Source organism: Nocardioides sp. NPDC057577, assembly GCF_042801335.1.
Lineage (GTDB): Bacteria > Actinomycetota > Actinomycetes > Propionibacteriales > Nocardioidaceae > Nocardioides.
This window is the reverse complement of the sequence record NZ_JBHVGB010000235.1, coordinates 1-7,624: the sequence shown is the minus strand read 5'-3', so window position 1 is coordinate 7,624 and position 7,624 is coordinate 1. Positions and strand designations below refer to the sequence as shown.

Annotated in this window: 6 protein-coding genes; 3 read left to right on the top strand and 3 right to left on the bottom strand. The window is 70.6% G+C overall.

Features of this window, described 5'->3' with window-relative positions:
* Positions 1-115 precede the first annotated feature (115 nt).
* Positions 116-994, bottom strand: a complete 879-nt coding sequence (locus ACFU7D_RS27555) for a M15 family metallopeptidase (protein WP_378873349.1) — start codon at positions 992-994, stop codon at positions 116-118.
* Between the two features lie 8 nt (positions 995-1,002).
* Complete coding sequence (locus ACFU7D_RS27550) at positions 1,003-1,596, bottom strand: TetR/AcrR family transcriptional regulator (protein ID WP_378873347.1); 594 nt, start codon at positions 1,594-1,596, stop codon at positions 1,003-1,005.
* 67 nt (positions 1,597-1,663) lie between these two features.
* On the opposite strand from ACFU7D_RS27550, the gene ACFU7D_RS27545 reads away from it, so the two are divergent.
* Positions 1,664-2,434 (top strand): SDR family NAD(P)-dependent oxidoreductase, encoded by a 771-nt coding sequence (locus ACFU7D_RS27545; protein ID WP_378873345.1) that lies wholly within the window; start codon positions 1,664-1,666, stop codon positions 2,432-2,434.
* Between the two features lie 50 nt (positions 2,435-2,484).
* A complete protein-coding gene (locus ACFU7D_RS27540) occupies positions 2,485-2,928 on the top strand; it encodes a MerR family transcriptional regulator (protein ID WP_378732709.1) in 444 nt (147 codons plus the stop codon).
* Here ACFU7D_RS27540 and ACFU7D_RS27535 read toward each other — a convergent pair.
* Entirely contained in the window at positions 2,885-3,895 is a 1,011-nt protein-coding gene (locus ACFU7D_RS27535; RefSeq protein WP_378873343.1) for an aldo/keto reductase, read from the bottom strand. The genes ACFU7D_RS27540 and ACFU7D_RS27535 overlap by 44 nt on opposite strands.
* A gap of 186 nt (positions 3,896-4,081) precedes the next feature.
* Here ACFU7D_RS27535 and mfd point away from each other — a divergent pair, with 186 nt between their 5' ends.
* Positions 4,082-7,597 (top strand): transcription-repair coupling factor, encoded by a 3,516-nt coding sequence (mfd, locus tag ACFU7D_RS27530; RefSeq protein WP_378873351.1) that lies wholly within the window; start codon positions 4,082-4,084, stop codon positions 7,595-7,597.
* The last annotated feature ends 27 nt before the right edge of the window (positions 7,598-7,624 follow it).

Below are 7,624 nucleotides of genomic sequence, written 5' to 3'. Positions count from 1 at the left end.
CCAACACGGTGAGCTCCGCGCTCGATCGCACCGTGTTGGTCTCGACACGCTCGGCCGCAGGCGGCCTCGCGGCTCGACCAGCGGGGGTTGGCGGCTCGACCAGCGGTGCCGGGCTTCAGGTGCCGTTCTCGCTGAAGTGCTGGTAGTCCTTCAGCGAGTTCCAGTCGCCGCCCCAGCCCCAGCCGATGGACGCGAAAGCCTGGACGACCACATCGTCCGGGTGGATCATCCCGGGCGCCTTCCGGTCACGGTCGAGATACCAGCGGGCGAGCTCGGGGATGACGCGGTCGCCCTTGACGTACGGGTTCTGGAAGGTGTTGATGTCGATCGCCAGGCCGTAGGCGTGCTGGGAGAACGAGGTCTGGCCGACCGTGGGGCGGCAGACGAAGCCGCCGGTGCCGTTGCCGTCGCCGGTCGGCGGAGCGTCCAGGGACGCCTTCGTGGCGATGTCCATCTGCTCGATCGGGAATCTCGCCTCGTAGAGCTTCCGGAAGACGCCGACGACGTCCTCGGCGACCCGGGCGTTGATCAGCATCTCGCCGGTGTGACGGTCGCCGTCGAAGCCCCAGAACGTCATCCGCACCCAGGCCAGCTCCCGCCGCGAGACCGGGCATCCCGGAACCCAGGTCGAGCGCGCGATCACGTCGTCCGGTGCGATGTCGACCTCGGCCGTGAATCCGTCACCGGGCAGCATCGGCATCATGTCCGGCAGCGTCCACGCCCGGTTGCGCAGCTCCTTCGGCGTGGGCCCGGCGATCCCGTACCCCTCCGCGTCCTCCTTCAGGACCCGTGTCCCGAGCCACGGCGGCGGAACCGACCCGGGCTTCGGGGCAGCCGGAGATGACGAAGGTACGTCGCTGGGTGACGGCTCCGCCGGGACCGACGTCTCCGCGCTGGGCGTCGACGAGGGACGGGCGTCGGGCGCCCCATCGCCACAGGCGGTGAGCGCGAGCGCGAGGAGTGCCAGGGTGGCGGCGTACGTCCCGGTTCTCACCGCTCCATTCAACCCTCTGTGGGCCAGGCGCTCATCGCGACCGCGGCGAGCGCGCGCAGGTCCGTCCGAGCGGCACCGTCGATGGCTTGCACCGACATCCCCTGGATCACGGCGCCGACGAGGCGGGCGAGGGCGGCGACGTCGGTCGTGTCGGGCAGCTCACGCTGGTCGACCGCCCGCCGCAGCCGCTGCTCGATCCCGTCCAGCGTCTGCGCCCGCATCCTGGCGGGTCGGGTGGCGACCCCGCGCTGAGCGGCGCCCACCCCGAGCGCGGCCGTGGAGATCATGCAGCCCGGTGGCAGCCCGCCCTCGCTGAACCGGTCGGCCGCCTCGAGCAGGAACTCCGAGATGGCTTCGCGGGCCGGACCGTCGGGCCGCAGCACCGCGCCGTGCTCGCTCGCGTAACGCTCGAGCGCCGACTGGTAGAGCGCCTCCTTGGAGCCGAACGCCCCGTAGAGGCTCGGCGCCCTCAGCCCGGTCGCGGCCTCGAGCGTCGCAACGCTCGTGCCTTCGTAGCCGTGCTCCCAGAAGGCCCGCATCGCGGCGTCGAGCACCGCGTTCTCGTCGAAGGAGCGCGGTCGTCCGCGGGAGGCCTTGCGCATTTCCATAGTGATCCCTACATTATCTCGTGTCTGTTTATTTAGCGACCACTACAGAAATGAGCTCGAGATGACCCGCAACGCCCTCGTCACCGGAGCCTCGCGCGGGATCGGCCGCGCCATCGCCGTACGTCTCGCCACCGACGGCGTCGGCCTGCTGGGCATCCACTACGGCTCGAACCGCGCGGCCGCCGAGGAGACCGCGAGGCTCGTCGAGTCGGCCGGAGCGCGGGCGGTCCTGATCGAGGCGGACCTGGGCAAGGACGGCGCGCGGGCCGCCGCCGACATCGCCGAGGCCTGGACGGAAGCCGTGCTCGACGCGACGGCGTCCGACGAGGACGGCGGCTTCGACATCCTCGTCAACAACGCCGGCATCAACGGCAACCAGGAGCTCCACGAGCTCGACCCGGACACCGCCCGCCGCGTTCTCGAGGTCAACCTGATCGCGCCGATGTTCTTGACCCAGGCGCTCGCGCCGCGGCTGCGCGACGGCGGCCGGGTGATCAACGTGTCGACCGGCTACACCCGGGTGGCGGCGCCGACCCACCTGACGTACGCAGCCTCGAAGGCCGGCATCAACAACCTCACCCGCTCCCTGGCCGCGCCGCTCGCCGCACGTGGGGTGACGGTCAACGCGGTCCTTCCCGGCGTGATCGAGACCGACATCAACGCCGACTGGATCAACCTGCCCGGCCCGCGGGCGCAGGCCGACGCGCTCTCGGTGTTCGGTCGGATCGGCACACCTGAGGAGGTCGCCGACGCCGTCGGGTTCCTCGCCTCACCCCAGGCGCGCTGGGTCACCGGAGAGACGCTCGACGTGACCGGCGGCTCGGCTCTCTGACCTGTCTCGACGCTTGACTTCGAGTGCACTCCAACCTGGACACTGGAGCCATGACGTCGCAGGCACAGAGCAACGGGCTCAGCATCGCCGAGGTGGCCGATCGGACCGGCCTGACCGCGCACACCTTGCGCTACTACGAGCGCGACGGGCTGATGCTCGGGGTCGGCCGCAACGGGTCGGGCCACCGCGCCTATACCGAGGGCGACCTCGGCTGGATCACGCTGATCACCCGGCTGCGCTCGACCGGGATGCCGATCCGGGAGATCCGCCGCTATGCCGAGATGGTTCGGGCCGGGGAGGGCAACGAGGAGACCCGCCTGGAGCTGCTGCGCGCACACCGCGACCGGGTGCGCGCGCAGCTGGCCGAGACGGCCGCCCATCTCGATGCGATCGAGTTCAAGGTCGCCTACTACGCCGCTGCCGTGGGCGAGACCGACCCTGATGCCGAGCTCATCGCCCAGCAGCGTCGAGCCGAGCCCTCTGCTCCTCGCTGAGCTCCAGATCCACCGCCGCCAGACTCTCGTCGAGCTGAGCCACCGAGGACGCCCCGACCAGCGGGATCACCGGAAGGCTGTCACCGAGCATCCAGGCCAGCACGACCTGGTTGCGGGTCGCGCCGGTCTCGACGGCGACCTCGTCGAGCACCGCGAGCCGCGCGGCCGTCCCGGGGTGGTCGTAGGCGGGATCGAGCGACTTCGAAGGATTCGTGTAGGCGCCGGTGAGCAGCGGCGTGTAGGCCACCAGCGTCAGCCCCGGCGTCGCCCGCAGGTAGGCGAGCAGCGAGGCGTCGGCCACGCCGATCTCGCCGTCGACGGAGAGCCGTGGGTCGGGGATGTCCGTCCGCGGACGCAGGTAGGTGTGGTGGTACTGCAGCACGCTCGGCCGCGCCTCCTCCGGGTTGACCGCCCGCGCCCGCTCGACCTGCCAGGACCAGTGGTTGCTCAGCCCGAACTGGCCGATGACACCGTCCTTGACGAGGGCGGCGAAGCCGGCGGCGTACTCCTCGAGCGGCACGCCGTTCATGTCCGGCACGTGCGCGTAGTAGAGGTCCAGGCGCTCGACGCCGAGGCGTTCGCGGGAGCGGTCGGCCTGCTCGCGTACGTTCTCCGGTGCCAGCCCTTCCCAGCGCCGGGTCCGCTGGTTCTCCCAGCCGTTCTCGACGCGCTCGACGACGTCGGTGGGCCGCGCGCCGACCTTGGTGGCGATGACGAGCTCGTCGCCGATCCCGCGGTCACGGCGCCACTGCCCGAGCGTGGTCTCGCTCTCGCCGCCCTGGGTGCCGTTGGCCCAGTAGGCGTAGTTGTTGGAGGTGTCGACGAAGCTGCCGCCGGCCTCGACGAAGCGGTCGAGGATGTCGTAGGAGGTCGAGACGTCCGTGTCCGTCCCGAACCGCATCACACCGAGCGCGAGCTTGCTGACGCGCCGGGACCCGGCGCCTGATCCGATGGTCGTGTATCTCATGCGACCCACGCTCCGGCTTGGTGTGCGCTCGAAGTCAAACGTCTTTACACACGTCTCCTAGACTGGAGCCAGCACCCCCTGTCTTCCCGGCCGGGGGCTCTCGTGCTTGCCTGCCCTTTGGAGTCACCCGTGATCCTCGCCCCGCTCGCCGATCTCGTCCTGCGCGATCCCGCCCTGAGCGAGGTGATGGCGGAGGCCAAGGGCGGCCGGATGCTGGCGCTCGACGTCACCGGGCCGGAGGCGCTGCGCCCGTTCGTGGTCGCCGGTCTCGTACGCCAGGAGCGCACCGTCCTCGCGGTCACCGCGACCTCGCGCGAGGCCGAGGATCTCGTCAACGACCTGACCGACCTGCTGCCCACCGACTCGGTCGCCTACTACCCGAGCTGGGAGACGCTGCCGCACGAGCGGCTCTCCCCGCGCAGCGACACCGTCGGACGTCGGCTCGCCGTTCTCCGGCGGCTGCGCCACCCCGACGCTGACGGTGTGTACGGCCCGCTGAAGGTGGTCGTCGCCCCGGTCCGCAGCGTGCTCCAGCCGCAGGTCAAGGGCCTCGGCGACCTGGAGCCCGTGGAGCTGGTCAAGGGTCAGGAGGCGAGTCTCGACGAGGTCGTCGTGAAGCTCGCCGACGCGGCGTACTCTCGCGTCGACCTGGTCGAGAAGCGCGGTGAGTTCGCAGTCCGCGGCGGCATCGTCGACGTCTTCCCGCCGACCGAGGAGCACCCGGTCCGCGTGGAGTTCTGGGGCGACGAGGTCGACTCGATCCGCCACTTCGCGGTCGCCGACCAGCGCGCCATCGCCGAGGAGCACGGTGGGGCCACCGAACGCCTCTGGGCGCCGCCGTGCCGCGAGCTCCTGCTCACCCCGGAGGTCCGCGACCGGGCGCGAAAGCTGGGCGAGGCCCACCCCACCCTGATCGAGCTCACCGACAAGATCGCCGCCGGGATCGCGGTCGACGGCATGGAGTCGCTCGCGCCCGCGCTCGTCGACGACATGGAGCTGCTGCTCGACCTGATCCCGGAGGACAGCCACGTCCTGCTGCTCGACCCCGAGCGGATCCGCAGCCGCGCCCACGACCTGGTCGCCACGGCCGAGGAGTTCCTCGGTGCCTCCTGGGCGGCTGCGGCCAGCGGCGGAGTCGCCCCGATCGACCTCTCCGCTGCCTCCTACCGCGACCTCGCCGACGTACGCGCCCACGCGATCTCGCAGGGCAAGCCGTGGTGGTCGGTCAGCCCGTTCGGCCTCGACGCCGGCGAGTCCGATCTCGCCGATCCGGACGTCGTCGGGGTCCCGGTCCGCAAGATCGACTGGCAGCCCGCGAAGGCCTACCGCGGTGACACCGCCGCCGCGCTGGCCGACATCGAGAGCTGGCGCGACGACAGCTACCGCGTGGTCGTCGTCCAGCCTGCCCACGGCACGGCGCAGCGTACGGTCGAGGCGCTGGGGGAGCGGGACATCCAGGCTCGCCTGGCAGAGGGCGACCCGGAGGACGCCAAGCCGGTCCACAAGACCGTCACCGTCATCCACGCCCGTCTGACCCACGGCTTCCTCGACGAGGCCAGCCAGCTGGTCGTGCTCACCGGCGAGGACATCTCCGGCCAGAAGTCGTCCACGCGCGACATGGTCAAGATGCCGGCGCGGCGCAAGAAGCAGATCGACCCGCTCGAGCTCAAGCCCGGCGACTACGTCGTCCACGAGCAGCACGGCGTCGGCCAGTTCATCGAGATGAAGCAGCGCGAGGTGCAGGGCGCGACCCGCGAATACCTCGTGCTCGAATACGGCGCGTCCAAGCGCGGCGGGCCGGCCGACCGGCTCTACGTCCCGGCCGACGCCCTCGACCAGGTCACCAGGTACGTCGGTGGCGAGCAGCCGAGCCTCGACCGGCTCGGCGGCGCCGACTGGCAGAAGCGGAAGGCCCGCGCGCGCAAGGCGGTCCGTGAGATCGCCGCCGAGCTGATCAAGCTCTACGCCGCGCGGCAGGCGACCAAGGGCTTCCAGTTCGGCCCCGACAACCCCTGGCAGCGCGAGCTCGAGGATGCCTTCCCGTTCCAGGAGACCGCCGACCAGCTCGCCGTCATCGACGAGGTGAAGTCCGACATGATGCGGCCCACCCCGATGGACCGGCTGGTCTGCGGCGACGTCGGCTACGGCAAGACCGAGATCGCGGTGCGAGCGGCGTTCAAGGCGGTCCAGGACGGCAAGCAGGTCGCCGTGCTGGTGCCGACGACGCTGCTGGTCTCCCAGCACCTGTCGACTTTCATGGAGCGGATGTCGGGGTTCCCGGTCAACGTACGCGGCCTGTCCCGGTTCCAGACCGACAAGGAGGCCGCCGAGGTCATGGCCGGCCTCGCCGATGGCACCATCGACATCGTGGTCGGCACCCACCGCCTGTTCAACAAGGACATCCGGTTCAAGGACCTCGGCATGATCATCGTCGACGAGGAGCAGCGCTTCGGCGTCGAGCACAAGGAGGCGATGAAGCGCCTGCGCACCTCCGTCGACTTCCTGTCCATGTCCGCGACCCCGATCCCGCGCACCCTGGAGATGTCGATCACCGGCATCCGGGAGATGTCCACGATCACCACGCCGCCAGAGGAGCGACACCCGGTCCTGACGTACGTCGGTGCCTACGAGGACCGCCAGATCGTCGCCGCGGTGCGGCGTGAGCTGCTTCGCGAGGGTCAGGTCTTCTACATCCACAACCGGGTCAACTCGATCGAGAAGGCAGCCGCCCGGATCCGCGAGCTGGTGCCCGAGGCGCGGGTCGCGGTCGCCCACGGCCAGATGAACGAGAAGCAGCTCGAGCAGGTGATGGTCGACTTCTGGGAGAAGGAGTTCGACGTGCTGGTGTGCACCACGCTGGTCGAGTCGGGGTTGGATGTGTCGAATGCCAACACGATGATCATCGAGCGCGCCGACACCCTGGGCCTGTCGCAGCTCCACCAGCTGCGTGGCCGCGTCGGCCGCTCCCGCGAGCGGGCGTACGCCTACTTCCTCTACCCCGGCGAGAAGCCGCTGACCGAGACCGCCCACGAGCGGCTCGCCACCCTGGCGCAGCACTCCGACCTCGGTGGCGGCATGGCGATCGCGATGAAGGACCTCGAGATCCGTGGCGCCGGCAACCTGCTCGGCGGCGAGCAGTCCGGCCACATCGCCGATGTCGGCTTCGACCTCTACGTACGCCTCGTCGGCGAGGCCGTCGCCGAGTTCAAGGCCGGCCCCGACGGCGCGGCCGAGGAGCTCAACGAGGTACGCATCGAGCTCCCCGTCGACGCCCACCTGCCCCACGACTACATCCCGTCGGAGCGGCTGCGACTGGAGATCTACAAGCGTCTGGCCGAGGTCCGCTCCGACGAGGATGTCGAGGCCGTCGCCGCCGAGCTCCTCGACCGCTACGGCAAGCCGCCCGCGGAGGTCTCCTCGCTGCTCCAGGTCGCCCGCTTCCGCGCCCGTGCCCGCCAGGCCGGCGTCTCCGAGGTCACCCTGGCCGGCAAGAACGTACGCTTCCACCCGGTCTCGCTGCCCGACTCCCGTGTCGTCCGGCTCAACCGGATGTACCCGAAGTCCCTGGTCAAGCCGCAGCTGGACACCATCATGGTCCCGCGCCCGGTCTCCTCGGGCTTCCCCGCCAAACCCCTCGACGGCCCCGACCTCCTCGACTGGGCCCGGGTCGTCATCGACGCGATCATCGACCCGCTCACCTGACCCAGGCCGAGTCGGCTCGTCCTGACG